This is a genomic window from Oceanobacillus caeni (assembly GCF_042678465.1).
Classification (GTDB): domain Bacteria; phylum Bacillota; class Bacilli; order Bacillales; family Amphibacillaceae; genus Oceanobacillus; species Oceanobacillus caeni.
The window spans coordinates 1-26,622 of record NZ_JBHTKV010000037.1 but is presented as its reverse complement, the minus strand read 5'-3'; the positions used below and the strand labels follow the sequence as shown (position 1 = coordinate 26,622).

The window sequence follows — 26,622 nt, the reverse complement described above, 5'->3', positions numbered from 1 at the left end:
GTTGAGCTAACCGCTACTTCTGTCTTCACGGCTCGGGACTTTCACCCTAGAGATTGCACCCATGCCGGGCGCACAAACAGAAGCATAAAGAATGGTACATCTTTATGCTTCAAACCAAGTTTTATTTGCGTTTTCTTTTATTTTCTTTACCGTTTAAATTAAGAAACTCGCTCTCTTCAGAAAACTCTACGTCATCTTTTTCACGCTTAGGCTCAGTATTATACTTGATAACGTTTCTTTGTTTTCCCTTATCTTTATTTCTATTCTTATTTTGCTCTGACATATAAATGCTCCTTACTATCTTTTTTTAATCCTTTTATATGGGCCTAATTTCCAGGAGGACGATTCGTTCTATACTTCTTATCGTCTTTCATTTCGTTTAGTTCTTGTTTATTCTTATTCTTTTTCTTTTTACCTTTGCTCATCTCAAAACCCTCCTTTTAAAATTAGTTTGAACGATTTATTAGAATTAATTCGAAAGAAAAAACACCTTAGGAACAAGTTACCTAAGGTGCCAATGAAACTAACGAATTATTTTATGAACCAATAATGGTAAGATTAGGAAATAGTAATACCGTTTTGATCTAGTGCTTCTTTCATCGCTTTTCTTAATTTCCTTTCTACATCAAACTGTGTATCTGTTTTCGTTTTACCTATGACACGTAGAACAACACTTGATGATTCTATTGACTGTACTCCAATCACGTTAGGACCTTCCACAATATTGTCATCCTCTTCTCGAATTCGATTACATACATCCTGCAATACTTGAATTGCCTTATCGATATCATCATTATAGGAAATACTAATATCAACTAGTGCACGCATATTTCCACGAGAATAGTTGCTTACCGTTCCTATATTCCGGTTTGGGATATAATGTACCGTTCCATCTGACCCTCTTAATTTAGTAGTCCTTAATCCAATTTCTTCCACAACCCCATCTATTCCAGCAACTGATACATAATCATCCACGTCAATTTGTTTTTCTAATAAAATAAAAAAACCAGTTACAACGTCGCTTACTAAACCTTGAGCTCCAAATCCAATAGCAAGACCAATAATACCTGCACCAGCTAATAATGCTTTAATGTCCAAGCCAAAAAGTTCAAATATAATTCCAATTACAATAAATAACAAGAAGTATGTAAATATATTGATACATAATGCTTGCAATGTTTGAGCTCTTCCGGTGGTTACTTTTTTAGTTGATTTTTCAAATACCTTTTTGATAGCGCGCTTCCCTATAAACTTCACTATGTAATAGATAATAATTATTGCAATTAATTTAAGGGCAATAACTCCAATATCTAAAAGTAATTTTGTCCAATTAATTCCTTCTATCCAGTCAATCAAAACATTCACCTCAATAATCTTTATTTACTAGATTCATTTGAAAAAAGGGCACAAATGTCGATACATGTTATATTACCCCGAATCAAACATGATAAAACATTTTAACATAAAAAACTACTATTCGCTATTTGAATAGTAGTTTTTAGTATCAATTAAAGTGTATGAACCTTTTTCGAATCTTTTGGATAGCTTCATTAGATATGCCTACAGAAAGTAAGTAATTCTCAAATGTTCCATGGTAATGGATAATATAATCATATGCCTGTAAGATATATTCACGGTGGGAATAAATATAATGACGAGAGGAATTGAGTTCTAAATCATGTAGGGATTCTAGTTCAGAGTATGATACCTCATAATTTGCAACAATATCCTTCTTTTCCACACCAGCCAACCCTAACAATAACATGGCTAGAACTCCTGTACGATCCTTACCTACACGACAATGAAAAAGTATGCATCCATCCTTCGCTTCAGAAATAATTTGAAAAATTTCTTTCACTGCTGCTTTTTGTTCCAATAGTTCTATGTAAAAGTCCCCCATTGAATAGTCCGAATCTACATTGTTATATTTGGTAATATCATAAATACTCTTTGTAATAAATGGTGAATGATGGTAATCAAAATCACCCCTTACAGACAATGAATTTGGTTCCAACTCTAATTCTTCTTCTCTTCTTAGGTCAATAATTGTTTTCACACCATAAGCCTTTAAAAAGCTAATATCTTCATCATTCAATTTACCCACGTGACTCGATCTTAATAAAGAATGCCATTTCGTCTGTTGTCCTTCACTCGTACTATAACCACCTAATTCCCGACAGTTTTCCAATCCCTGAATTGGCAAGCGCACCCAATTAAGCTTTGCGTTTTTCATAATTGGCCTCCTATTGTTCAAAAAATTGCGACCATTTAATTTAGATTATATGTAATCCCTAAGAGAAATACAATCACTTTAGAATATAATTTGTTTTCAGTGAATAAGCGCAATAAAGATTAGTAAACGGTTAAAACAAAATCGGAGTTTCTCCTCTATGATTACCATGATGTCAAATATTAGATATGAAAAACGCTTGGAAAATTATATCCAAGCGTTTTTCGTTTAAATAACATACAATATTTTCTTTAACTTCTTATTGAATCGTTACTTTAACTGTACGGGCGCCCCAATTAACTGCTGCTTCATGTGTTGGAACGTAGACATCTATTTTATTTCCTTTTATGGCACTTCCAACATCTCCTGCTATTGCATAACCATAGCCTTCTACATGGACAACAGATCCAAGTGGAATCACGCTAGGGTCTACAGCTATAACTTTCGCATTTGGATTCTTTCTTAAATCAATTCCGGTAGAAGTCATTCCAGACCCTCCCGCACTTTCTAAAGTATACGCGGTAGCACTAACAGTTATTGTTTTCTTTTCTTTTTCAACCTTTTTTTCAGGTTTCTTCTCCACAGTGTCTTTTTGCTCTGCTTTTGGTTTAGGTGATGCACTAGTTTCAGTAGTCTTTTCTACTTTATTCGTTTCTTCTTTTTTATTTGTTTCCTCTTTATTTGTTTCTTCTACTTTTGGTTTAGAGGAAACGCTAGTTTTGCTAGTACTATTATCTGTACTAGTTACTTCTACCTGTTTATTTTCCTCTTTGTTAACTTCTTTTGCCTTTTCTTCCGCAGCAGCTATTTTTTGCTTCATATCATCTTCAAGAAACGCAAGGTTACGATCCTTACTCTTTAGTTCTGTTACTAACCCTTGTAGTTCACTTTGTTTATTCGCTAATGCGTTTTTACTATTCTCACTTTTTTCTTTTTGTTCTTGTACAACGACGATTGCTTCCTCTTGTTCAGCTTTCATTACATTCAATTCATTAAGTTTCTCGACGGAGAGTTTTTGATTCTCCTCTACTTTTTGAATATCTTTATCTAATTGTTTCATTAAAGTCGCATCTGATTCTACAATTTTATTTACTGTTGATACCCGACTAACAAAATCTCCGAAGTCTTGTGAGCCAAATATAACTTCTAAGTAATTAACAGATCCACCAGATAATTGATAAGAAGAAGCTCTATTTTTCAATATGTTATAGCGTTTTTCAATACTCTTCTCTAATTCATTGATTTCTTCTTGAAGTTGGTTGATTTCTTCTGTTGTCGAGTGAATATCATTATCCGTTTTGTCAATTAGGGCTTGTTTCTCCGTTAAAACTTGATTTACCTGTTGAATATCTTTGTTTAATGAGTCTATTTCAGAAATAATACTATTCATTTTTTCTTCTGTAGCTGATAAATTTTCTTGAATGTCACTTCGTTCTGTTTGAATGCTTTGTAAGTCTTTCTCTGATTCAGCATGGCTTTTAATACCAAAAAAAGAATTCCCTAGAACCATTGTAGTAGCTAAGGTAATTGCAGTTAATTTTTTATTCAACTTTTTCCCCCTGCTTCCTTTTATAATATGTGTTCAAAAAGGAGGATGAAAAGGACCGAGTAGTTCGAGGCGGCGCAGCTTTGAGTAGCGGAACGTATGCAATTAATACGTGAGCAGACGCTCTTGCACGCCGGAAAAGCAAGCCAACGAAGAAATACGAAGTGTCATTTTCACCGGACTTTCTGAACAACCTTTTATATTAAAAATAATAGATTAATATGGTGACAGTATATCATTTTAAAATGTCATGATTGTTATAGTTTTATTACATTTATATTTCACTCTGTTTCTAGAAAATCTATTTTTCCACATAAAAAAAACAGTTTTTACGATAAAACTGTTTTTTTACCTATAGTTCGATAATTAATTTACATAATAAGGCAGTTCGTCTTGGAATTTCACTTGCAAGGATATGTTCATCCTTTACATGAATTCCATAACCAATAGCCCCAAGACCATCTAAAGTTGGCACTCCTAAATTAGCCGTGAAATTAGCATCACTACCACCACCAACATAAGCTTCCGTTAATTCTAGACCGAGGTCTGTTGCAACTTTTTTAGCTATTTTAAATAATCTTTTTGTTCCTTTATTTCTATCCATTGGTGGTCGACTAATTCCACCCCGAATTTTTATCGTAATCCCCTTTCTTGTTGGTCTTATATTTTTAATTAAATCATCCATCCTATTCTGCTCTTCTTTCGTCCTTGCTCGTACATTTACCCCAAATACTGCTTGGTCTGGAACAACATTTAATTTACCGCCGCCTTTAATGGAGCCAATATTAACCGTTGTTCCTTTATAATAATTAGTTAGGGATTGCAAAAATAATATTTGTCTTGCTGCTTCTTCAATTGCATTAATGCCCAATTCATGATGGTTTCCGGCATGAGCAGATTTCCCTTTAATCTCTATAAAGTATCTGGCTGAACCTTTTCGCCCAGTCTTTAACGCACCGGTTCCTGATACCGGTGGTTCCGTTACAAGCGCATAATTACTGCTTTTAGCTTCTTTTTCAATAATTTTTCTTGAAGTAGGACTGCCAATCTCCTCATCACTAGTACAAAGAAAAACAACTTTTTTTGTTAATTTTATTTTTAAATCTTTAATCGCCTTTAATGCCCAAATTGCTTGTACAAGCCCACCTTTCATATCTAATATGCCTGGTCCGTAAACCTTATTTCCTTCTATTTTAAAGGGCAAATCTCCTTTATCCCAAACGGTATCAAAATGGGATAAAATAAGAATGGTTTCTTTTCCCTTACCCATTGTAAATCGCAAATGATTTCCATACTTTTCTTCTTTTATTTCTTCAGCTTTATAACCAAAGTACCTTAAAAACAACTTTTGTATACGTTGTTCGCAAGCATCCACCAATTCTTTATCCGTGGAAGGAGAATCCCTTTCCACAAGAAACTGTATATCCCGCAAAATATCTTTCTGATGAAGCACCATATACCTCTTAATCCGATCCATCACTTCTCCCCCAAAGTTCATACATATCTATATATTATATACTTTTTTTAAAGAGCCCGGCACTCTTGTTTTAAGAGTTTAATTAAGAATCCAATAGACAATAAAAAAATAGCCTTCTATTATGAAAGGCTATTCCTTATCTTTTTCCGTTTCTCTCCTATTTCCCTCATATTCCTCGGCGACTTCTGTACTATATCTGACATTTCCATCTATCGTATCGACCGTAGGAATAATGCCAATTGGATAGAGTGTTTTTGTTAAATAATACAAACCGCTTAAGCCAATAATTCCATATACGACTCTTGATAAAAACGCATCTTGTCCCCCAAAAAGCGCGGCAACAAAATCTAATTGAAAAAAGGCAATTACTCCCCAGTTAATCGCGCCAACAATGATCAATGTCAATGTAACACTATTTATAGTTCGAATTATCATTTACCATCACCCCAAAATAAAATCGATACGTATAGCATTTGTATTTTTAGTAATTTTATTTATAAGGGTTCCTTGGACTACAAGATATTTACATCGAACGTAGCCAACTAGCTAAATAATCTGTTTGATAAACATCATCTGGATATCGAATAAAAGCTGTATTTCCTTCATCATAAAGGAATTGCATAAATTCATTTAATGCTCCCATATATTGTTCATATAAAAATTCAAAGCTCACGGTTTCCTTCGGCATTACGTTTTGTTCGCAAACATCTGGATCGGTATAATTCACATATGTTCGGCAAGGTATTGGACGAATTTCATAAGCCATGCATTGGTTTGTTTTGGTATCAAGAAGCGGACAGGGTACAAGACTTCGACGATATTTCAATTTAAAGTCTTTATCTTCATTAAAATCAAGTTGAGTTAGAGATTCTAGCTTCTCTCCGTATTGTTGGTAATAATTAGATAAATGGTGTTTAATCCTATTTCTTCTTTCTTCCGGAAAATTCTCGATTGCCTTCTTCATTATTTTGGCTTCCATTTCATTAATAACAATTGGAAAATAGCAGCAAAATGCACACCCCATTCTACACGTTGCCTCCATCTGTACTACCTTCTCCATTTTACTCATTTCTTTGCTAACCATTTGTAATAATTCAATAAAACTGTTCAATATTTTTTCTTCAGTAGAAGTTTCTTGATTAGCCCATTTTTCAACTATTTGATAAAACTTATCTTCATCTATTTCATAAACGTTACTTAAATGACTACATTTATCTTGTATTTCCTCAAAAGAAAGATATTGATCCATCTATAAAACTCCTTTTTTCACTATCTTTCTATTTTCAATGAAAACAAGGTGATTGTAAAGACACATTCAAATTTCATAATATTCAACAGAATAAGAATACAGCATGGGAAAGTGACAAGGAATGAAAAAAACCTTACAATGTTGGGGAAAGGAGTATGAACATGAACTTAACTTATTCATTACCAGAATCGATTCTAGCGATTCTTGAGAAAAATAGAAAGACAAACAATACATTAAATGCATTTATTCGCAAAGGTGGATATATGCCACCAAATATAGATTTATTAGTAGATGCCATTACTGCACTAAGTATGGGGAAAAACATTTTACTTAAAGGACCAACTGGCGCAGGTAAAACGAAATTCGCTGAAACATTATCCAATCTATTTAACCAACCGATGTTCAGTGTTAACTGTTCTGTCGATTTGGATTCGGAAAGCTTATTAGGATTCAAAACTTTATCTTATGAGGATGAAAAACAAGTAATCGAATTTATCCCTGGTCCGGTTATTAACGCAATGAAACATGGTACATTCTTATATATCGATGAAATCAATATGGCTAAACCGGAAACTTTACCATTAATTAATGGTGTTCTTGATTACCGGAGAACCATAACCAACCCTTTTACAAATGAGATGGTAACTGCAAAGGATGGATTTGGCGTAATTGCCGCTATTAATGAGGGATATGTAGGAACTGTACCTTTGAATGAGGCGTTGAAAAACCGCTTCGTAGTGATTGAAGTCCCTTATATCAAGGGAGAACAATTAAAACAATTGATTCAAACGAACACCGAACTCAAAGACGACAAAACCATTGATTTATTTGTCAAATTATCAGCTGACTTCATTCAAGCAGTTTATCAAGGGAAATTATCAGAAGATGCTGCTTCAATCCGTGCACTTTTAGATGCTTGTGATTTAAGTGTTGTAATCCCGCCTAAACGTGCGATTCAACGAGCCATTATCGATAAACTGGATGAAGAAAGAGAACGTGAATTCATCTACAATTTAACTGAAACATTATTTTAGTTAGGAGCATTTATCATGTATCGTTTTCATAATAGTAATGTGGATACAGATCTTTTCATGCAACTTCAAGATTTAACAACCGTTTTAACTGAAAATGAAAAGACTGCCTTTGAATATAGTTTCGGTTCGTTTATCGATATTATCGACAACAAAGTAACTGCCAGTCGTATGTGGGATACGGCAAAAGAAAAATATAAAGAAGCCGGTTTTAAATCGGACGTATTTCTCCGTACAATTGGTTCTTTCCGTTATTCTAGTATTAAAGCAATGAAGGAGTATTTAGAAATTGTAAAGGAAACCGATTTAACAAAGTTTTCCTCGCAATTATTTGCGCTACTTGAAGATATTAGACTGGAAGAAATCATTAAAAAAGAACGTCCTGGTACGAAAAGGGTGTTTTCTGTACGGAGAAAATACTTAAAACATAAATTTGAAAATGAGTTGAATTCCCATGTAACTCGCGGATTAGCACTGGACGAATTATTTTGTCTTATCTATTTATTAATTCAGGCAGACAGTCCTGACCCAAGTTTCCCAAGGGCAAATGAGACGCAACTCGACCAGTTAGAAAGAATAAAACCGCTCCTCTATTCTATCTTTGAAGCAAAAACTACTAATGATATCGTTAGGATTTGTGAGCAAATCGTGTTTCAATTAAATTCTATTTATAAAGATACCATTTATGAGTATTTTATTTTCCCAATAGGTCATGTGGAAGAAATGGAAAAAGATAATCTATTTGATGAATTGACACGCACAGATGAACTTAAAAACGATGACAAAGAAGAACTGGATGAGGACAAAAATGAATATATTGATGAACGTTTTTCTAGTTGGCATCGTGAAAATCAAAATAGTGACAGAAAACAAACATTTCTTCAATTTGAACTAGAAGTAGGAACAAAAACAAATATCATGGGCGGTGGTGCACGAGAAACGGAAGATGCAGACCAAGCCATGGGGACGATCCAAGGATCTTCTGGTCAATCGAAAAATAAAGACTACTCCGACATTGAATCATTAGATAAACAAGAATCCACACAAGGTAAAAGTGGCGAGTACGAATTTGGAGAAGAAAATAAAGACGCTGTTAAAATTGTAAAAGAAGCTTCCAATCCGACCAACGAAGAGGTGGCTACGTATAAAGAATATGTGAAAGATATTGAACCTCTAAGGAGAAAACTTGCGAATACGATTAAGAAAACAATCGAACATAAAAAGAATGCTCCAAGAAAAGATTTAGTCTACGGCCGGCTGTCCAAAAAATTACTTCCAATGATACTGGATGATCATCCACGGGTCTTTTATAAAAAAGATTTGGAATCAAAAGAATTTGATGCTGTTTTCACTTTGCTAGTTGACTGTTCGGCATCGATGCAGGGGAAAATGGAAGAAACAAAACGAGGGATCGTTCTATTTCATGAAGTATTAAAGCAATTTAACATTCCGCATTCTATTATCGGTTTTTGGGAAGATGCGATGGAAGTGACGGAAAATTATCAACCGAATTATTTCCATATGATTCATACCTATCAAGATTCTTTCTACCAAAATAATGGAGCAAAAATTATGCAGCTTGAACCAGAAGAAGATAATCGAGATGGATTCAGTATTCGTGTAATAACGAAAGATTTAATCGCTAGACAAGAAAAAAATAAGTTTCTGCTCGTTTTTTCTGACGGGGAACCTGCTGCATCTGGTTATGACCAAAATGGAATAGTAGATACCCATTTAGCAGTTTCAGAAGCACGAAAACAAGGTATCGAAGTAATTGGAATGTTTTTAGCTGATAGGGAAATTGATGAAGCGGAAGACTTAACGATGAAAAATATTTATGGAAAAGAAAGACTTATGATTCCAAGTGTTTCTGAATTACCAGAGCAATTTGCCCCACTACTGAAAAAATTACTATTAAAAACAATCTAATTCGGGAAGTGCTAGCACCTCCCGAATTTTCTACTATTAGTGCGTGTCCAATCCCTATTAATTTCCTATATGAATCGATTGTTTCTTATGAGTGTTCCTATCCTTTTCCAATTTAGAATATTCTAGTCTTCTTTTTTGTTGCATAATGAAAACAAGAATGATAGCTGCTATCCCAATTGCATCTGATAATAGACCTGGATACATCGTCATAACCCCACCAAGTATTAAAACAAAGCGTTCTAAAACATTTGTCTTTGTTATCATCCAACCAATTACCCCTGCAGAAAAGATAACTACGCCAATAATTGCCGTTACAACGGCTAGAATTACTTCTATTGTTTGCCCTTCCATTAATAATGCTGGTTCTAAAACAAACATATAAGGAACAATGAATCCTACTAATGCTAAACGTACAGCTTGAAATCCAACTCGATTTGGATTAGCATCGGCAATCCCTGCAGCAGCAAACGCAGCAACCGCGACTGGAGGAGTAATTGCAGAAAAAATAGAAAAGTACACAATGAATAAGTGTGCAGACATGGTGGATACTCCTAATTCCATTAATGCAGGTGCTGCTAACATAGCTGTTAAAATGTAAGCTGCAGCAACCGGCATTCCCATTCCAAGAATTATACAAATAAACATGACTAGAAAAAGAGTCGGGATAAGCATTCCTTCCGTTAAACTAAGAACAATACTAGTTAGTTTCCCACCTAGTCCTGTAGACATAATTCCTGCAATAATTAGTCCTGCAGCACCACACGCCGTCGTTACCGGAATGGAAGATTTCGCCCCATCTATCATGGACTCAAAAATAGATTGCAACCCCATTCTTGTTTCTTTTCGGAACCAACTCACAATAACAATACCGACAATTCCAAAGAAACCTGCACGTGAAGCACTATAACCCTGAATTAAAAGAAAAATTAAGATGAATAATGGAATAAAATAATACCATCCCTCTTTTAAGCAGGTGGATATTTTTGGGATATTTTCACCTTCTGTACGTGGTAAATCTAGCCGCAATGCCTCGAAGTGAACCATCATAAATAAAGAAGCGTAATAAAGCACAGCTGGAATCAGCGCAGCAATAACAATCGTACCATATGACACTTGAGTAACTGCAGCCATTAAAAAGGCGGACGACCCCATTATTGGCGGCATAATACTACCACCTGTTGATGCTGCTGCCTCGACAGCTGCAGCAAAGGTTGGCTTGTATCCCGCCTTTTTACTAACAGGTATCGTAAATGTCCCAGTTGTCACAACATTAGCAGTAGGACTTCCAGAAATAGAACCAAAAAATGCACTTGCCAAAATTGCAACTTTTGCAGCTCCTCCTTTTGTTCTTCCCGCTAAAGCAATCGATAACTTAAAGAAGAATTCTCCTGCACCAGCTTTATTTAAAAATGCTCCGAATAACATATACATAAATACAACGGATGCTGCAACAGAAATAGGAGAGCCCCATAGCCCATTAAAACTGAAAGCCAGTTCATCTAAAAATTCAATTACTGTAAACTGTCGATGCCAGAGAACCCCTGGCAAATAATGACCCAATAAGGCATACGCAAAAAACAAAAATATGATAAGAACAATTGGAATTCCAATTGTTCTTCGTGTAGCCTCTATCGTTAAGATAACTAAAATAAGGCTAAAAAAGATGTCTAAAGCAGTCAATGGTTCCATTATTGGAATTCTACTTGCTATCCGTTCGGCATGAACTGTAAAATAGATTCCTGCACCGAATGCGAGTAACACAAAAAGATAATCGATCCATTTAGGTACATGATTAGTTAATGATTTTGTTCCTTTTGAATAACCATAAACTAAAAAGGTTAAACCTAATATAAATACCAAATGAATGGCCATTTGGTTAATTGGATCTAATTTCCCCCACATCATGGACCAAATTTGGAAAACAGATAAGGAAAAACCGATAATTGCAACGATAAGTAAATGAACACCAAATAGAGAGCGTCTATATCCTATCTGCAACCAATCCGTTATTAACTTTTTTATGTACATGATCCTGTAACTCCCTTTTAGAAAACTTAACATTCGTTCAAAGACTTTAGTTGCAATTACTGGCTGGAAAGATTTTGTGCTTTCCCAAAAATGTAGCGATTAATTCATTAATCCTTTCTCGTTAAAGAATTTCTCCGCACCAGGATGTAAAGGGACACTTCCAACATTTGACATTTTATCTGGTGTTAACTTTTTGAATTCCTTGTGTACCGTACTTAAATAATCTAGATGTTCATATATTGCTTCCGTAATCTTATAAACTTCATCTTCTGGTACATTTTTGTTAACCATTAATATTGCTGGAGTGTTTAATGTTTCAATATCGTTATCTAGAAATTCATAACTACCGGCTTTTATGATCCCAGTTTCCATGCCCAATTTTTCTGATACACTTTTAATTACCGTTGGATTGATACTGATTAGTTTTAATTCATTCGTTGCAGATGCTTCAATGATACTGCTAGAAGGTACGGAAACCGCATCACCAGTAGCATCCATACGTTTATCGGCCATTAGCTCAAATGTTTTCGAGTCACTAAGGTGGTCTACTGAACCACCCCAAGAAATAATATCATCATACGTTACACCGTATTCTTGTAAAATGGTTCTTGTAATGATTTCACCAGCAGAACCCACTTGGTCTACTGCTAAACGAATTGGGAATTGTTTTTCAATCATTTCATCTAAGGATTCATATTCTACTTCTGCTCTAACGATAAATTGATAATAGTTTGCCGGCACAATCACACTAATCGCCCGAAGATCACCATAAGCTTGATTATAAGGGGCATTTCCACGATACGCAGCGTAGGCTGTCATCGCATAGGACAAGCCATAAGGTACTTTATTTGTTCCAACGTACACTGGATTTTCTACTATACCACCAGGTTCTACTGTGACGATTGTACTTTCATTTTCCCTTCTCACTGCTTCTGCTACCCCTTCGGAAAATATAGACCATGCTCCACCAGTTCTTCCACCCATCATTGTCATATGAAAATAGTCTTCACTTGTATTTAATTCCTTTGCAGACTTATCTTGATTAGTTCCACATGCTGATAAAATGATGAAAGAGACGAGAAATATGGTTAACATTTTCCCGACCTTTCTAGGCATCCTTCTTATTCCCCTCTTTGACCTGTAAACTAATGTCTAGTGCTTTGACAGAGTGCGTTACATATCCTAGTGAAATATAGTCTACTCCACAACCACTATAGCTGGCTAAATTTTCCAAACTAATACCACCAGATGCTTCAGTAACAATATGATGAGGCACTAACTTTGAAAATTCCTTTACTTCTTCTGGGGAGCGGTTATCAAACATGATTACATCTACACCCGCTTCTACCGCTTCCAGTATCTCCTCTTTCGATTCTGTTTCTACTTCAATTTTCACCATATGTCCTATTTTTTCTCTAACTGCTTCTACTGCTTTTGTGATCGAACCACAATAAGAGATATGATTATCTTTAATCATTACCCCATCATACAACCCTTGACGATGGTTTTTTCCACCACCACAAATGACAGCATATTTATCAAACATACGTAAACCGGGAACGGTCTTTCTCGTATCACAAATTTGAATCGATGGATCGTTTAAAGTACGTATGCATGTATTTGTCATAGTGGCAATACCACTCATTCTTTGGATTAAATTTAAAATAACACGCTCGCCTGTGAGTAAATGAGCAATGGAACCATAAACTTCCGCAATCTTTTGACCTTTTTCTACCCGTTCACCGTCTGAAAAATAAAGATTTACCTCAATCTTTGAATCAAGAAGATGATAAGCTTCTTTAATAATTTCTATACCTGATAAAACCCCATTTTCTTTTGCAATAAATACACCTCTCCCATTTTCCTCTACTGGAAAAATGGATTGACTTGTAATATCCATATCCCCAATATCTTCCAGTAAAAAGGATTGAAGTGATGTTCTTAATTTTAGTTGATTCATTATTTCTAACTCCTTCATTAAAATTTGTGTGCAGAAAATGCAAGAAACATCATTCTCTGTTGTTAATAAATTCACATTGAAGTCTATACTATTTCATCATCTATTCATTATCATAGACCACTTTCTATACTAAATTGACTTTTTTGTTGGTTAACAAGTGAAATTAATCACTTAGAATTAACACCTGTCTTGACACCTATATTTACATTTAGTTTAATATACTTACATAGGATTTACAATATTTTTTTCATATATTGAGAAAATAAAGTGAAACTTCAATCAGTGGGGGGTCTTTTCATCCGCCACTGATTGTTAGTTAAACGAATCGGGCTTTTACTGGCTGTTGGTCCCCACTTACAATTCCTGTTATCTTTGGAATTCTTGAAGCGGGACCTTCAGCCAGTTAATGCGGGATTAATAGATATACTTACGGAAATCGTCAATGAAGTATACGGGTGTACAAAGCAATTTTAAAGGAGGAAGTAGTGATGAAAGGCTCAAAGAAATTATCATCGTCAGAAAGGCAAGAACTTATCATTCACTCTTTAAAAGGGGCAAATAAACCTATTACGGGAACAGAATTTGCTAGGAAGGCAAATGTCAGTAGACAAGTTATCGTACAGGATGTTTCTTTATTAAAAGCTAAAGGGGAACCTATCGTTGCAACAAGCCAAGGTTACATCTATTTAAATGAAAAAGAATCCGAAAATAAAGAGAAAATGGTTATTGTATGTAGGCACTCTCCCGAACAAACTCCTGAAGAGCTCTTCCTTATCGTTGATCATGGGGTCACTTTAAAGGATGTCATTATTGAGCATCCTGTCTACGGTGATTTAACAGCCTCTCTACGAATTAGTAATCGTTTTGAGGCTAACCAATTTCTACAGAAAATTAAAAATACGAAAGCTTCCTATTTATCTAATTTAACAGACGGGGTTCATCTTCATACTATTGAAGCAGATTCAATAAAAAAACTAGAAAGTGTCTGCATAGATTTAGAAAGAGCGGGAATTTTGATTAAAAAGTAAAAAAATCCCTCCATTGAAGGGATTTTTATACCGCATATTCAAATTTTTCTAATACACTTTTTAACGCTTCCTCGTAAACTTGATACTCTTGTTCAGAGAATAGCGTCATTGTTACTTCACCAAATCTATTAGTTTGAAGGAACTCTACAATTGTATGTAAGGCTACTACTGAAGCTAATTGTACAGGATAACGGTATACCCCAGTCGATATAGATGGAAAAGCAATACTAGTAATTCCATTTTCCTTTGCTAAGTTAAGCGTATTTACGTAAGATTCTTCCAATCGTTCGCTAGCTACTTGGTTATTCCCATCCCATACAGGTCCTACTGTATGGATAACAAATTTCGCAGGGAGATCATATCCTTGTGTTATTACAGCTTTCCCTGTACGAAGGTAATTTCCATCTAAATCTTCTTCTCGAATCTTTTTACATTCTTCTACCAATTCGCTACCAGCAGCCTGATGAATAGCACCATCAACACCACCGCCTCCCATTAACGTCCCATTAGCGGCGTTTACAATAGCTTCTGTTGATTGTTTTGTAATATCACCTATCATCAGTTCTAGAGAGTTTCCATTAACCTCTATTTTCATGCTTGCTAGCCCTCCTCAAAACCTAAATAATTTACAAAGACTTTACAAATAATAATTATAACAATAAATCATTTGTATGAACATATGAATTTAACAATTGTCAAAACTTTCCCAGTCCCTACCAGCATTTAACATGTGAAAGTTTATCGTATATTCTTGCGTTACAAATTGTGTTTTTATGTAGTATATTAATTAAGGTGATCATTTTATGATAGAAGGAGCGTTTCTAACATGTGATTTGAATCCCGGTAAACTATTATAAAAAACTTAACATGTGTGGTCCACAACCTCTTAAGATGAAAGGGATTTTTATATGATTAAAAACGAGGTAAATAAACGAAAGACTTTTGCTATTATCTCTCACCCGGATGCTGGAAAAACAACTCTAACTGAACGTTTACTACAAGTTGGAAATTTAATCCGAACTGCTGGTACAGTTAAAGGTAAAAAAACAGGAAAATTCGCTACATCAGATTGGATGGAAATTGAAAAACAACGTGGTATCTCTGTAACATCAAGTGTAATGAACTTTCATTACCATGATCTTCAAGTTAATATTCTTGATACCCCAGGGCATGAGGATTTTAGTGAAGATACGTACCGAACATTAACAGCCGTGGATAGTGTAGTCATGATTATTGACTCAACGAAAGGGATTGAAGCACAAACCCTTAAGTTATTTAAAGTATGTAGAATGCGTGGTATTCCAATTTTTACCTTTATTAATAAACTAGACCGAGAAGGAAAAGAAACTTTCGAATTACTAGAAGAAATTGAAGAAGTATTAGATATCGAAACATATCCAATGAATTGGCCAGCCGGAATGGGAAAAGGATTTCTTGGAATTTTCGATCGCAACGGGCAGCAATTTGTAAAATATAACGGGAATGAAGAAGAGTCTATCATCCCTTTTAATGAACTTGACAAACATACAGAATTGACTAATAATACTACATTTGAAGCTGCGAGAGATGAAGTAGCTTTACTTGACGAGGCAGGCAATACTCTTTCAATGGAAGCCGTATTAAAAGGAGAACAAACACCCGTATTCTTCGGTAGCGCATTAGCCCCTTTTGGTGTAGAGATATTCTTTGATACGTTTATTAATATGGCTCCTACACCAAAACCTAGAAGGACAACAGATGGAATGGTTCAACCAGATAATCCTAATTTTTCTGGTTTCATTTTCAAAATACAGGCTAATATGAACCCTGCTCACCGGGATCGTATTGCATTCTTGAGAGTATGTTCCGGTAAGTTTGAGCGAGGAATGAGTGTAAAGCTAGCTAGGACCGGTAAAACATTAAAATTATCACAATCCCAACAAATCATCGCTTCTACTAGGGAAACGGTGGACGAAGCGTATGCGGGAGATATTATTGGAATATACGATCCCAATGCTTATCAAATTGGTGATACATTAATTGCAGGAAAAGATACCTTTGAATATAATGAACTTCCACAATTTCCACCCGAATTGTTTAAAAAAGTATCGGCAAAAAACGTGATGAAATCAAAACAATTCAAAAAAGGAATTGAACAGCTTGTACAGGAAGGTGCCATCCAACTGTTTAGAGATAAACGAACAGAATCCTATATTTTAGGAGTTGTCGGTGACTTGCAATATGACGTATTTAAATATCGGATGGAAAATGAATATAATGTAGAAGTAATGTTCGATACGATTGGGGAAAGAATTCCACGCTGGTTAAATCCAGAACAGCCTATCAATGAATCTCTTTTTGATGAAAGAAGAATGCTCGTAAGGGATCGAAATGATAACTATCTTGTTCTCTTCCAAAATGAATTTGCCCTTAACTGGTTCCAAGAAAATAACCCAGAGGTAGATTTAATCGATTTGTTCCAAGTGAACACTTACGCACAATAAGAGTAAGGGCGCAAATACTTTTTCCCAACGTATCAAGAAGACTTCCATTACATTAGTAAGATGAATGTGGTGAGACTTTTACTGATAAAGGTCTCACCATTTTATTCTACCTTTTTTGGAATCCAATTCACTGCCACTTTTGATTTAGAAAAATGAATAATCGGTTGTTGCTTCTTCCATTCCATTAATAAACATGCTAATAAGGAATTTTCTTTTATTTCTATCTCTGCTTGTTGTACTTTCCAACAACTATGCCTAATATCTCCTCTGTATAGATTTCCATATTTATAGCTCCAAGCGACATACCTTTCCAATAACCAATGATCAATAGTTGATGGGTTGGGATAGGTAGGAGTCCCTTGCTTTTTATAGCGTATTTTCCATTTTGCATTCGATTTATTTCTTGAGCTAATCATAGTAATAAATCCGAACCTGCTTTTCATTTTCATTTTTGCCTTAAAATAAGGTAATGTAAATAACCTAGCACCAGTAGCTGCTGACAGCTTATTGGTATCTATAGTAAAAAAATAGACCCCTTTCTCCCCATTTTTCATGACATATGTACGGACGTTTACTTGTAACATGGGTGTTATGTAAGGAATTCTAGGTAAATAGCGCAGACGTGTTTTACTAACTTTAAATGAGACTATACTTATCCACGCGTTGCCTCCCCAAAGATCTAATTCTAATCCAGGAGGTAGATGCTTCTTCAGGAGTTCTGGTGAAACCTCCCAATGTACAAATAGTAGATCCTCCCACCTTTGCAACATTGCCCATTTCCGTTGTTTGGTATTTTTAGCAATCATCATTTCCTTTTCCTTTCCATTAAGTTATTTCCTAGTTAGTTTGCCACTAGATTTGACTAATTTATTCTAAGTGTTAACTATTAAAAAACTCGGCAATCACCAAGGACTTTGGCGATTGCCAGTGAGGTGTTTTCGATTTGCTTTTATTATCTACTTTTTAATAAATTTTGAAAGCATTGGACTGACTTGTTTATAAATACCATTAATTTGATTGGCAGTCCCCATAATTTTATCTAAATCTATATTTCCATCTTCTGTTTGAAATGCAGACATTACATTTCTAAGGTTTGAATTCTGTTTATTTCCTCTTCTTTCCCTAGGTGGGCCACCAAATAAAAATGGATCACGCATTGGTCTTGCAGGTCTTCTATTACCTGGTCCCATTGGTCGCATTGGTCTATTTGGAAACATAATATTCCCTCCCTCTTTCCAATAATTATTCTTCTTCATTATCATATGGTTATCACTTCACACTGGTAAGAGGTATATATAACAGAACCATATAGGTTAACATCTATTTTAAGGTATGAAAAAAACCCTACAGATAGCTGTAGAGTTTTGAAAAAGGGTACTTATTCATTTGATAAATGAAGAAGATCGAGAAGTCTAAAGAACAAGCTTAATAAAATGGCAACAACTGTCGCTAAGCCCATACCAGATAACGATACTGTACCAATTGATAGAGATGCTCCACTAATTCCGATACCTAACACAACACAGGTCAAAATTAAGTTTTGTGAATTATTGTAATCTACATTTTGTTCAACTAACATCCGTAGACCACTCACAGCAATAATTCCAAACAGAAGTAATGAAATGCCGCCCATGACCGGAGTAGGAATAGACTGAATTAACGCAGCAAGTTTTCCACAGAATGAAAGTACAATTGCTAATAATCCCGCTCCCCCAATAATCCAAGTCGAGTACACACGAGAAATAGCTAGAACTCCAATATTCTCACCGTACGTAGTATTAGGTGTGGAACCAAGGAAACTTGATATCATCGTAGAAATTCCGTTTCCTAATAAAGAACGATCCAAGCCAGGATCTTTGATTAAATCTTTTTTTACAATATCTCCTGTTACAACAAGGTGACCGATATGTTCTGGAATTAATACTAATGCTGCAGGTAAAATAATGATAATATCAGACCAGTTAAATTCAATCCCATAATAAGTTGGCATTTGAATCCATTTTGCTTCGCTTACAGCAGAGAAATCTACTATTCCATAGATAGCTGCGATCATATAACCTGTTACAATTCCAAGTAAAATTGGAATAATTTTCAGGAATCCTCTCATCGTAACCCAATATATAATAGTGAAAGCTAAAGTTAGTAAAGCCACTATTATAGTAGTCGTATCAATTGAAACGTCTGGCTCTCTTACTAAGCCTGCCATACCCGCTGCAGTTGGGACAAGTTCTAAACCGATAACGGCTACGATTGCTCCCATTGCTGCTGGTGGAAAAATAAAATCGATCCACTTTGTCCCAACAACTTTAACCAATAGCCCCACAAGTGTTAAAACCAAACCAACAACGAAGAATCCACCTAATGCAGCACTATATCCCCCACCATCTGTTAATACCGCTGTTACTGGTGAGATAAAGGCAAAACTAGAACCTAAATAAGCTGGTATTTTTCCTTTTGTTATAAAAATATATAAAATTGTTCCAAAACCGTTCATTAAAAGAATCGTAGCGGGATCAATGCCAAATAAAATTGGAACTAAAACAGTAGAACCAAACATTGCAAACAAGTGTTGGAAACTTAACGGTAAACTTTGTAAAAATGGTAAACGTTCATCCACTTGGATTTCTCGTTGTGACATATTATTCTCTCCTCTTGTATAGAATCCTTAGGTTAGTATGCTCCCGAAGCAAAAAACCTTGCCTGAATTTTGGCAAGGGTGCACTTGAAGAGAGAACGAAATAATAATATATTATTTCGCCTTTATTAATTTGGTTATCACGTTCAACCTTACCAGCCTCACAGGACCGATTTAAAGATTCTATTATTTATTTCATCATACAAATTACGATTCAAAAAGTCAAGAAATTTTCTAACAGAATTGATTATCCAGGTTTTCGATAAACTGATTCTACAGCTAAAATATTGTCTAACTTAAATACCCTTACACTGTGCTTCATGTAGCAATATGCAAGAACATTTGAATCGTTAATTTTAATAACCTTGATGGTTCTTTGCGTGAACTTTTTATCATTCGAATAATATATGATCTTTATTTTTTCCCTAGTTTGTAGGGAATGATTTAATAATTTTATCATAGGAAGACCACCTTGAACAGAACGTTTGTTTCCATTATATCACCATTACTTTATTTTAAACATGTTTTTATAAGATTTTGGAATAATAATATAGATTATTTCAATTAAGGGAGTATATACATGGCGGAAATAACTTTATTTGTCAAAGAGGCTACAACTGGTCAAGTTATTCAACAAATTGAACAGATTTTGAATGAATATGACGGAATGGAAAGAGTTTTAATTGACACGGAAGATGGTGAAATAAAAATTGAATTTAATGATGATATTATTACAGAAGAACAAATTGCTACAGCTTTAATGGAACAAAATTATTTATTACATTAGGAGAGAGAAAAGATGGATAAAAAAAATAAGTTACAAAAATTACGAGTTCCTAATTCTGCACAGGCTCCTGGAATAGACCCTGAAGATTCCTATGGAAAAAATGCTACAAATGAAGAAGTTGAAAAAGGAGAATCTACTCAGGTTACCCGTTTAATATATGATGAGTATGATGAAGTATGATAAACAAAAATGGTAAACAATGAGAGGTATATACCTATACTATTCGTATCAAACTAAGTTTGCTTCCATTTAGAGAAGCTAAAATTGACAAAGGGTGATTCCATGAATAACAACCGTAGTATGATGACTTCCCTACTAACGATAGGTGCGGCAGGTGCAGCAATTTATGGAATAAGTAAAGGAATGCAAAATGGTACCTTACAGAAATTACCACAACAGGTTTCTAATATGGTACAAAATACGTTAAACAACCCGAATGTCCAACAAGTAACTGATCAGGTCCAATCTATGGTTGGAAGCCAAAGTAATAATCAATCAAACACAGATGGGAATACGACATCTTAACGTTTCCCTGTACAAGATTTTTGTGAAAACTTGGCATTCGCTATTTATCTTTAGCGAATGCCTTTGTTATTTAAATTAATATGTAAATAACGTCCATCAATTGTTGTAAATAATTCACTAGCTTGAACATTAATAGGATAATTAAACATTGGACCATCAAAAACAAAAGTATGGAATTCCCCAAACTCTCCACTGGGATCAACGTAATCGGGAAAGGAATTAATCATATCGTGATCCAATACTTTTCCAATCATCTTTGCTGGTAATTTTTCCAAATCAACGGTAGTGACGATTGCCCGGAAACCTTCTGAAACAAAATCTCTTGCATGTTGTAGTGTATCTTTTTTCCATAAAGGATAAAGCCCTTCAACGTCATATTTCTTCATAAACTGATCACGATATAATTTCATGTCCTCTAAAAGCAAATCAGCATAAACAACGGTGTTTATACCTTGCTGTTTAAACTTCTTTAATTGATTACCAACTAATTGTTCATACACTTCATTGCTCGGATGATCAGGTAGGATTACTTCATGGTAGGGCAATCCAATTGATTTAGCTTGTTCTCGTATAAATACCGATTTAACCTCATGGGCCGGTAGCCGTTTTTCTTTCTCAGAAATAGTGGAAAATAACCCTTTTATATTATATTTTTTATCTTTTAATAGGGTATATACTGCATAAGCACTATCTTTTCCCCCGCTCCATGAAACAATAACATCTTTCATTGATTTCTCCCCTATCATTTAGAATTCCTTATTTGCATATTTTTTATCACCTTTTCTAATACTAAGAAAAAAAGAAAGGATAGTATGATGAAACATATAAAAGCATTAGGAATTAAATTTATTGTAACTTCTGTTATTTTATTTTCCCTTTTAGCCATTTTTGAAACGGCAACATTAGGTGAAATCCTTCTTATTAGTGCCTTAGTAACTGGAATCAATTATATAATAGGTGATCTTCTTATATTACCAAGGTTTAATAATTTCATTGCAACTATTGCTGACTTTGCCTTGGCTTTTGTAGGGATCTGGGCATTATCAAGTATGTTTATTTATCCAACGACACCTATTGGAATTGTATCAGGTTTTGCTGCCTTTTTCATAGCAATCAGTGAAGGTCTTTTTCATGTTTATATGAAAGAGAAGGTGTTATACAAACAATATAACCATCAGGAACCATTTAGTGTTTTGAATACTCATCCTCAAACGGAATTTTCCGAGGAAGATAATGTAGACTACATTAAGAAAAATTATAAAGACCACGATTAGGTAAAATAAGGCGCTTATCCTTTTTTTAACAGGAAAGCGCCATTTACATTTACTCTTCTCTTTTTCTCTTCTTAACCTCATTCATTAAGTATTGTACAAATACTTCATCTTTTGCCACCCATGCTTGAAAGTTTCTCTTTATATACATTTCGGCCTGTCGGAAATTGGAAAACCGTTGTTCTAACCTCACGTTATCTTTTTCAATTACCCAGTTTTCTTCTACCTGGATGATAAACAGAATATCATCGGATTTTGTTTTATATAATGTTCCAAAAGATGATTCTTTCAAGTTAAAGCGATTCCTTTTCGCATCCTCATGTAATGGATCAAGTTCAAACGTTTCCTCCACAAATAATCGGAATGCAAGATCATTCATCGTACATCCAGCTGCTTTCGCATGCCCCCCACCATCAAACCGAGCAGCAACTTCCGAGACATCAATATGATCATGAATGGTTCGAAAACCCATTCTCCTTCCACCGATATTTAAAATTGCAATATAGTCTAGATGAGGATATTCCTTTCCCAATTGATTTCCTAATTCTGAATGATAAGACTCCGCATATACTACACCCGCATACAATTCTCCAACTTTTTTTTGAACTAACTCACGACGTTTTCTTCGTATGTATCGTTCAATTTTATCTTCTTCCATATCAAGAATCTTTTCCTCAAATTCATCAAAAAAGAAATGTTCATTGGACTGGAGCCGCTCGAGCATCACCTCTTCAAATTCTTCAATGGAAACAAGGAAAAATAAAGAATTAAGACGCTGTGCTTTTTCGTTGTTATTTTTCTCCCATTCCCAAGTATCGTATTGCCTCACCAGTTCTACGAATTCATTTACAGCCTCTGATGATTCAAGAAATTTATGTTTCAATAAATATTCATAAAATAAAGCTGTTGCAGAAGTTAAACGCCCCTCTTCATCTTCAACAATAACATGACCCCATTCATATTTATTAAATGATAGTGCCGTTTGATGATGGTCAATTAATTGAAGTTTTCCACCTTGTTTATAATACTCCTCTAATCGTTTTTCATTTTTCTCATTCACAGATAAATCCGTTATAAATAAGAATACATCTTTTTCATTTTCTAAAAACCACTCAACCTCTTTGTTTAGACTACCAATAGAATTATAACGAACCCTGACATTGTTTCCAAAAGCGAGTTTAGCCAAAATTCCACAGCCGACCCCATCTAAATCATTATGAGACAATAGTTTGTACATTCATTTCACCAACCTATTTTATATTTTTCCCATCATTATATTAACCAACTGACTACGGTTTATCCGGGTATTCATGTTATAGAAGCAAAACAGGAGTAGATCATACAGTGTTCTCTTCATATTTTGGCGGATTGTAATAAATTGTCGAATGAAAAGGTTTATTTTTTTATTTTTGGGCAGAATATAATTTGTCGATGAAATATATCTAAAGAAAAAGGGCCCTTTTCGTTGGAGGAATTTCATCAAATACTTATCTAGGAGGGGCGATTAAAATGGCTAACAATAATAACCGCAACCGCGATAACAATAATAACAACAACGATAACAACCGTGTTGAATTTGCGAACGAGAATGAGTTCAATGATTTCGATAACAACAACAATGATGACAACAATCGTAATCGCAAACGTGACAAGAATGATAAGCGCAATAACTAATTAATCAAGACCCAAAAAAACCTGTACCAAGAAGATTCCTTCTTTGTTACAGGTTTTTGTATTACTATTTCATTTTTAAAGCCTTATTAGCAAGTTGAACATCATGTTTTAATAACTTTTCCAAATCATATGCAGGGTAATACCCATTTTTATACATATAATTAAACACCATTTCATGTGTTTGGATGGAACGTTGTAATTGTTTATTCAACGTTTGCCGTAAAATCGGTGTAGCAGTTTCTGTAATAGCATTAGAATAATTACGTACGGAAGTTTTTGCAAAAGCCAATAAGTCTCCGGAAAAAAATCCATCGTCTAAATTTCTATCTCTTAATTCTTCTGTTGGTGCTAACGCATAAAATTCGAGAAGTTCTTTCAAGTTCGTTTCTAGTCCTTTAATCACATGCTCATAAATGGATTTGAGTTCTGAATCACGAACCTCTTTAATAAATCTTTTTAATTTCATTAGTGATATGGATTGAAACACAACCAATTCGTGAACTTCAAGAGTTTCGTGCCATGCTAAGTGATTAGGTCGTATATTATTACTCATTTCCATCGTTTTCCTCCTATAATGAATTAGACATTTATACTATATTCCTTTAAGGAGAAAACGAAGCTTGTTTCTAGAAATCTGGGCTATTATTGTTAAAAGGAAGCTTTTAATCGATAAATGGGTTGACCTTTAGCAGAGAACCTTTCTTCGTATTCAGTCATGATATTTGATTCATCTTGGATAGCATGTAAATCCAAATTTACTTCTTCGAGCTTCATATTATAATCCGTTACACTTACAAGAGAATATTCAAACAGTCCACGATTATCTGTTTTAAATATGACCTGTCCTGACTGTTTTAATATTGTTTTATATTGGTCTAAAAATGCTTTGTAAGTTAATCTTCGTTTCTCATGACGGTTTTTCGGCCATGGATCGGAGAAGTTTAAATAAATAGTGGAAACCTCGTTCTCTGCAAAAATTTCTACTAAATCACCGGCATTTTCATTTAATAATAATACATTTGAAGAGCCAGCTTCTAACACTTTTTGTGCAGCAGTCACTACAATACTTTTTGCTAGCTCAATCCCAATAAAGTTGATATTAGGATACTGTTTAGCCATTCCAACAATAAATTGTCCTTTACCAGTTCCAACCTCTACATGAATGGGATTATTGTTTCCAAATAACGTACTCCATTTTCCTTTATACGCGCTAGGATTCGGAATAATTAACTGAGTATTTTCCTTTAAAAAGTCATCAGCCCATGGTTTATTACGTTGACGCATTCTTTTACCTCTCTTTTTTTATATTTTACATGGATGTAATGGTTAGAAAGATTGGCATTCGCCTTGGGTGACGAACGCCTTAGTTGTATTTATTTAGTAAGTTTCTTACTTTGAGTATAGAAAATAAAAAATGACAAAAAATAGTGTCATGAGGTGATTCCGATGACACTAAATTCAAATCATTTATTAACATTGTTGCATGACATTCTTGATGAACAATGTGTGGATTGTTGTGCTGAAGTATCAGAATATCAGCAAATTAAACGATTAGTAAAAAATATGATGACAAAAAAAGAAATAACAGATGAACAGCTACTACAATTACTTCCTGAGATCTATAACTACGGAATTCAAGGTGAAGGCACTAATAATGTAGAAGATCACATTACAGCTAATAAAGATAATTTAGAAACTTGGATGAGTGCAATACGAAATACAAAGCTATAATGGCTAAAACATTTTAAAACATTTCTTCCACTTGATCGTTTAATTCCTTTAAACCCCGCAATCTTTCCATCACTTTTGCGGGCTCTTTTCGTTTTAAATGCCATATTAAGTAATGTAAACTGTCATGAATTAAATACCAGTACATTCTTTCTAATATATGATCATCTTTCTCAATTCCATAATTTTTTAACCAATTGCGCCACTCGTCTCTAGGAATATACCACTTTAAGATTAAACCAAAATCGGAAGCGGGATCAGCAATTGTTGCATTATCCCAATCGATTAAATATAAGCTTCCATTTTTGGACATTAATAAGTTATTATGATTTAGGTCATTGTGACATACAACAAGTTTTTGACCTCTTGTTTTTGGTAATAATGTTTCAAGATGTTTTAAAGCAATTTGAACATCTACATTTTCTTTAAGTAAATTCAATTGAGAAATTTGTTGTTTAATTGTTTGGAATATATCATCTGACGTTAAAGGTATAATTCCTATCCGCATTAACATATCTAGTAATTCAGTGGAATGGTGAATTTTGTGTAAAAGGCTAGCAACCCTTTCATCCTTCATATCACTTGGTTTTAATTCCCGTCCTTCCAACCATTCTTGTGCAGTTATGACATCACCATTTTCCATTCGCCTCGTCCAGACAAGCTTAGGAACAATTCCTTCAGCAGATAAAACAGCTAAAAATGGAGAGGAATTTCGTTTTAAAAACAACTGTTTATTATCTTTTTTCGCAAAGAAAGCCTCACCAGTTAACCCCCCAGCTGTTGTTAACTTCCAGCCATCTCCTAATGCTTGTTCGATCCATTCCAACATGTTGTATTCACATCTTTCAAAAATAGCATTCTTTTCATATTTTATAGGTATAAAATCTAAATTACAACCATTTCATGCGATTTTTTATTCGTTTTGTTGTTTTTTGTATTATTTTAGCGGTTAGGGAAGTTTTTTCGGCTAGGCCCCCTTATTCCGGACACTAACTGGATATTTCTTTGTTTTTCTTAGAATTCCTAAAGTATATTGGAAAT

Annotated in this window: 30 protein-coding genes; 10 read left to right on the top strand and 20 right to left on the bottom strand. The window is 34.5% G+C overall.

Annotated features, from left to right (window positions below; genetic code table 11):
* Nucleotides 1–121 precede the first annotated feature (121 nt).
* The 7 genes from ACFQ18_RS16695 to ACFQ18_RS16665 form a co-directional block, all read right to left on the bottom strand.
* Nucleotides 122–283 carry a hypothetical protein gene (locus ACFQ18_RS16695; protein WP_165589229.1) on the bottom strand — a complete coding sequence of 54 codons (162 nt, stop codon included), beginning with the start codon at nt 281–283 and terminating at the stop codon, nt 122–124.
* Nucleotides 284–558: 275 nt separating this feature from the next.
* The gene (locus ACFQ18_RS16690) at nt 559–1,365 is read right to left on the bottom strand and encodes a mechanosensitive ion channel family protein (RefSeq protein ID WP_312030842.1); all 807 of its coding nucleotides are present in this window, start codon (nt 1,363–1,365) and stop codon (nt 559–561) included.
* A gap of 139 nt (nt 1,366–1,504) precedes the next feature.
* Entirely contained in the window at nt 1,505–2,233 is a 729-nt protein-coding gene (locus ACFQ18_RS16685; RefSeq protein ID WP_047184221.1) for a tyrosine-protein phosphatase, read from the bottom strand.
* Nucleotides 2,234–2,489: 256 nt separating this feature from the next.
* On the bottom strand, nt 2,490–3,779 hold the full coding sequence (locus tag ACFQ18_RS16680; protein WP_052771643.1) for a PcsB-like coiled-coil domain-containing protein: 1,290 nt from the start codon (nt 3,777–3,779) through the stop codon (nt 2,490–2,492).
* Nucleotides 3,780–4,128: 349 nt separating this feature from the next.
* The gene (locus ACFQ18_RS16675; protein ID WP_047184220.1) at nt 4,129–5,253 is read right to left on the bottom strand and encodes a M20 family metallopeptidase; all 1,125 of its coding nucleotides are present in this window, start codon (nt 5,251–5,253) and stop codon (nt 4,129–4,131) included.
* A gap of 129 nt (nt 5,254–5,382) precedes the next feature.
* Complete coding sequence (locus ACFQ18_RS16670; RefSeq protein ID WP_084824021.1) at nt 5,383–5,688, bottom strand: DUF378 domain-containing protein; 306 nt, start codon at nt 5,686–5,688, stop codon at nt 5,383–5,385.
* A gap of 88 nt (nt 5,689–5,776) precedes the next feature.
* A complete protein-coding gene (locus tag ACFQ18_RS16665; RefSeq protein WP_047184219.1) occupies nt 5,777–6,502 on the bottom strand; it encodes a YkgJ family cysteine cluster protein in 726 nt (241 codons plus the stop codon).
* Between the two features lie 161 nt (nt 6,503–6,663).
* Between ACFQ18_RS16665 and ACFQ18_RS16660 the strand changes: the two genes are divergently transcribed.
* Together ACFQ18_RS16660 and ACFQ18_RS16655 are read left to right on the top strand one after the other, a co-directional pair.
* Nucleotides 6,664–7,536, top strand: coding sequence for an ATP-binding protein (locus ACFQ18_RS16660; RefSeq protein WP_204798707.1), 873 nt, complete (start codon nt 6,664–6,666; stop codon nt 7,534–7,536).
* A gap of 15 nt (nt 7,537–7,551) precedes the next feature.
* The gene (locus ACFQ18_RS16655) at nt 7,552–9,462 is read left to right on the top strand and encodes a vWA domain-containing protein (protein ID WP_204798706.1); all 1,911 of its coding nucleotides are present in this window, start codon (nt 7,552–7,554) and stop codon (nt 9,460–9,462) included.
* Between the two features lie 57 nt (nt 9,463–9,519).
* On the opposite strand, the gene ACFQ18_RS16650 is transcribed toward ACFQ18_RS16655, so the two are convergent.
* The 3 genes from ACFQ18_RS16650 to nadC form a co-directional block, all read right to left on the bottom strand.
* A complete protein-coding gene (locus tag ACFQ18_RS16650) occupies nt 9,520–11,490 on the bottom strand; it encodes a TRAP transporter permease (protein ID WP_204798705.1) in 1,971 nt (656 codons plus the stop codon).
* A gap of 99 nt (nt 11,491–11,589) precedes the next feature.
* The gene (locus ACFQ18_RS16645) at nt 11,590–12,606 is read right to left on the bottom strand and encodes a TAXI family TRAP transporter solute-binding subunit (RefSeq protein WP_047184216.1); all 1,017 of its coding nucleotides are present in this window, start codon (nt 12,604–12,606) and stop codon (nt 11,590–11,592) included.
* Nucleotides 12,599–13,450, bottom strand: coding sequence for a carboxylating nicotinate-nucleotide diphosphorylase (gene nadC, locus ACFQ18_RS16640; RefSeq protein WP_047184215.1), 852 nt, complete (start codon nt 13,448–13,450; stop codon nt 12,599–12,601). Before nadC ends, ACFQ18_RS16645 begins: the two co-directional genes overlap by 8 nt.
* 488 nt (nt 13,451–13,938) lie before the next feature.
* Between nadC and ACFQ18_RS16635 the strand changes: the two genes are divergently transcribed.
* Complete coding sequence (locus tag ACFQ18_RS16635; RefSeq protein WP_047184214.1) at nt 13,939–14,478, top strand: transcription repressor NadR; 540 nt, start codon at nt 13,939–13,941, stop codon at nt 14,476–14,478.
* Between the two features lie 25 nt (nt 14,479–14,503).
* Here the strand turns inward: ACFQ18_RS16635 and ACFQ18_RS16630 are convergent, their stop codons facing one another.
* Nucleotides 14,504–15,073, bottom strand: coding sequence for an O-acetyl-ADP-ribose deacetylase (locus tag ACFQ18_RS16630; protein WP_047184213.1), 570 nt, complete (start codon nt 15,071–15,073; stop codon nt 14,504–14,506).
* A 313-nt stretch (nt 15,074–15,386) separates the two neighbouring features.
* Here ACFQ18_RS16630 and ACFQ18_RS16625 point away from each other — a divergent pair, with 313 nt between their 5' ends.
* Nucleotides 15,387–16,961, top strand: a complete 1,575-nt coding sequence (locus ACFQ18_RS16625) for a peptide chain release factor 3 (RefSeq protein ID WP_204798704.1) — start codon at nt 15,387–15,389, stop codon at nt 16,959–16,961.
* Nucleotides 16,962–17,062: 101 nt separating this feature from the next.
* Here the strand turns inward: ACFQ18_RS16625 and ACFQ18_RS16620 are convergent, their stop codons facing one another.
* The 4 genes from ACFQ18_RS16620 to ACFQ18_RS18110 form a co-directional block, all read right to left on the bottom strand.
* Nucleotides 17,063–17,767 (bottom strand): YqjF family protein, encoded by a 705-nt coding sequence (locus ACFQ18_RS16620; protein WP_204798703.1) that lies wholly within the window; start codon nt 17,765–17,767, stop codon nt 17,063–17,065.
* A gap of 150 nt (nt 17,768–17,917) precedes the next feature.
* Nucleotides 17,918–18,178 carry a YppG family protein gene (locus tag ACFQ18_RS16615; protein ID WP_060669231.1) on the bottom strand — a complete coding sequence of 87 codons (261 nt, stop codon included), beginning with the start codon at nt 18,176–18,178 and terminating at the stop codon, nt 17,918–17,920.
* A gap of 161 nt (nt 18,179–18,339) precedes the next feature.
* Complete coding sequence (gene uraA, locus ACFQ18_RS16610) at nt 18,340–19,599, bottom strand: uracil permease (protein WP_204798702.1); 1,260 nt, start codon at nt 19,597–19,599, stop codon at nt 18,340–18,342.
* Nucleotides 19,600–19,843: 244 nt separating this feature from the next.
* Nucleotides 19,844–20,056 (bottom strand): WYL domain-containing protein, encoded by a 213-nt coding sequence (locus ACFQ18_RS18110; RefSeq protein WP_449290098.1) that lies wholly within the window; start codon nt 20,054–20,056, stop codon nt 19,844–19,846.
* 120 nt (nt 20,057–20,176) lie between these two features.
* Here ACFQ18_RS18110 and ACFQ18_RS16605 point away from each other — a divergent pair, with 120 nt between their 5' ends.
* The 3 genes from ACFQ18_RS16605 to ACFQ18_RS16595 all read left to right on the top strand — a co-directional run bounded on the left by ACFQ18_RS16605 (nt 20,177) and on the right by ACFQ18_RS16595 (nt 20,908).
* Nucleotides 20,177–20,383: a hypothetical protein gene (locus ACFQ18_RS16605; RefSeq protein WP_145524076.1), complete on the top strand. Its 207-nt coding sequence runs from the start codon at nt 20,177–20,179 to the stop codon at nt 20,381–20,383.
* Nucleotides 20,384–20,395: 12 nt separating this feature from the next.
* On the top strand, nt 20,396–20,563 hold the full coding sequence (locus tag ACFQ18_RS16600) for a hypothetical protein (protein ID WP_168380770.1): 168 nt from the start codon (nt 20,396–20,398) through the stop codon (nt 20,561–20,563).
* A 102-nt stretch (nt 20,564–20,665) separates the two neighbouring features.
* Nucleotides 20,666–20,908, top strand: coding sequence for a hypothetical protein (locus ACFQ18_RS16595; RefSeq protein ID WP_047184015.1), 243 nt, complete (start codon nt 20,666–20,668; stop codon nt 20,906–20,908).
* Nucleotides 20,909–20,958: 50 nt separating this feature from the next.
* Here ACFQ18_RS16595 and ACFQ18_RS16590 read toward each other — a convergent pair whose 3' ends face one another.
* Entirely contained in the window at nt 20,959–21,636 is a 678-nt protein-coding gene (locus tag ACFQ18_RS16590) for a Dph6-related ATP pyrophosphatase (protein WP_204798701.1), read from the bottom strand.
* 84 nt (nt 21,637–21,720) lie between these two features.
* On the opposite strand from ACFQ18_RS16590, the gene ACFQ18_RS16585 reads away from it, so the two are divergent.
* Entirely contained in the window at nt 21,721–22,182 is a 462-nt protein-coding gene (locus ACFQ18_RS16585) for a YndM family protein (protein WP_204798700.1), read from the top strand.
* A 49-nt stretch (nt 22,183–22,231) separates the two neighbouring features.
* Here the strand turns inward: ACFQ18_RS16585 and ACFQ18_RS16580 are convergent, their stop codons facing one another.
* Nucleotides 22,232–23,416 carry a DHH family phosphoesterase gene (locus ACFQ18_RS16580; protein WP_047184442.1) on the bottom strand — a complete coding sequence of 395 codons (1,185 nt, stop codon included), beginning with the start codon at nt 23,414–23,416 and terminating at the stop codon, nt 22,232–22,234.
* A gap of 272 nt (nt 23,417–23,688) precedes the next feature.
* Here ACFQ18_RS16580 and ACFQ18_RS16575 point away from each other — a divergent pair, with 272 nt between their 5' ends.
* A complete protein-coding gene (locus tag ACFQ18_RS16575) occupies nt 23,689–23,853 on the top strand; it encodes a hypothetical protein (protein ID WP_167507322.1) in 165 nt (54 codons plus the stop codon).
* A gap of 64 nt (nt 23,854–23,917) precedes the next feature.
* Here ACFQ18_RS16575 and ACFQ18_RS16570 read toward each other — a convergent pair whose 3' ends face one another.
* Nucleotides 23,918–24,412, bottom strand: coding sequence for a spore coat protein (locus ACFQ18_RS16570; protein WP_047184443.1), 495 nt, complete (start codon nt 24,410–24,412; stop codon nt 23,918–23,920).
* 89 nt (nt 24,413–24,501) lie between these two features.
* On the bottom strand, nt 24,502–25,137 hold the full coding sequence (trmB, locus tag ACFQ18_RS16565; protein ID WP_047184444.1) for a tRNA (guanosine(46)-N7)-methyltransferase TrmB: 636 nt from the start codon (nt 25,135–25,137) through the stop codon (nt 24,502–24,504).
* Between the two features lie 162 nt (nt 25,138–25,299).
* Here trmB and ACFQ18_RS16560 point away from each other — a divergent pair, with 162 nt between their 5' ends.
* The gene (locus ACFQ18_RS16560; RefSeq protein ID WP_047184445.1) at nt 25,300–25,584 is read left to right on the top strand and encodes a YtzH-like family protein; all 285 of its coding nucleotides are present in this window, start codon (nt 25,300–25,302) and stop codon (nt 25,582–25,584) included.
* A gap of 13 nt (nt 25,585–25,597) precedes the next feature.
* Here the strand turns inward: ACFQ18_RS16560 and ACFQ18_RS16555 are convergent, their stop codons facing one another.
* Complete coding sequence (locus ACFQ18_RS16555; protein WP_204798699.1) at nt 25,598–26,410, bottom strand: phosphotransferase family protein; 813 nt, start codon at nt 26,408–26,410, stop codon at nt 25,598–25,600.
* Between the last annotated feature and the right edge of the window lie 212 nt (nt 26,411–26,622).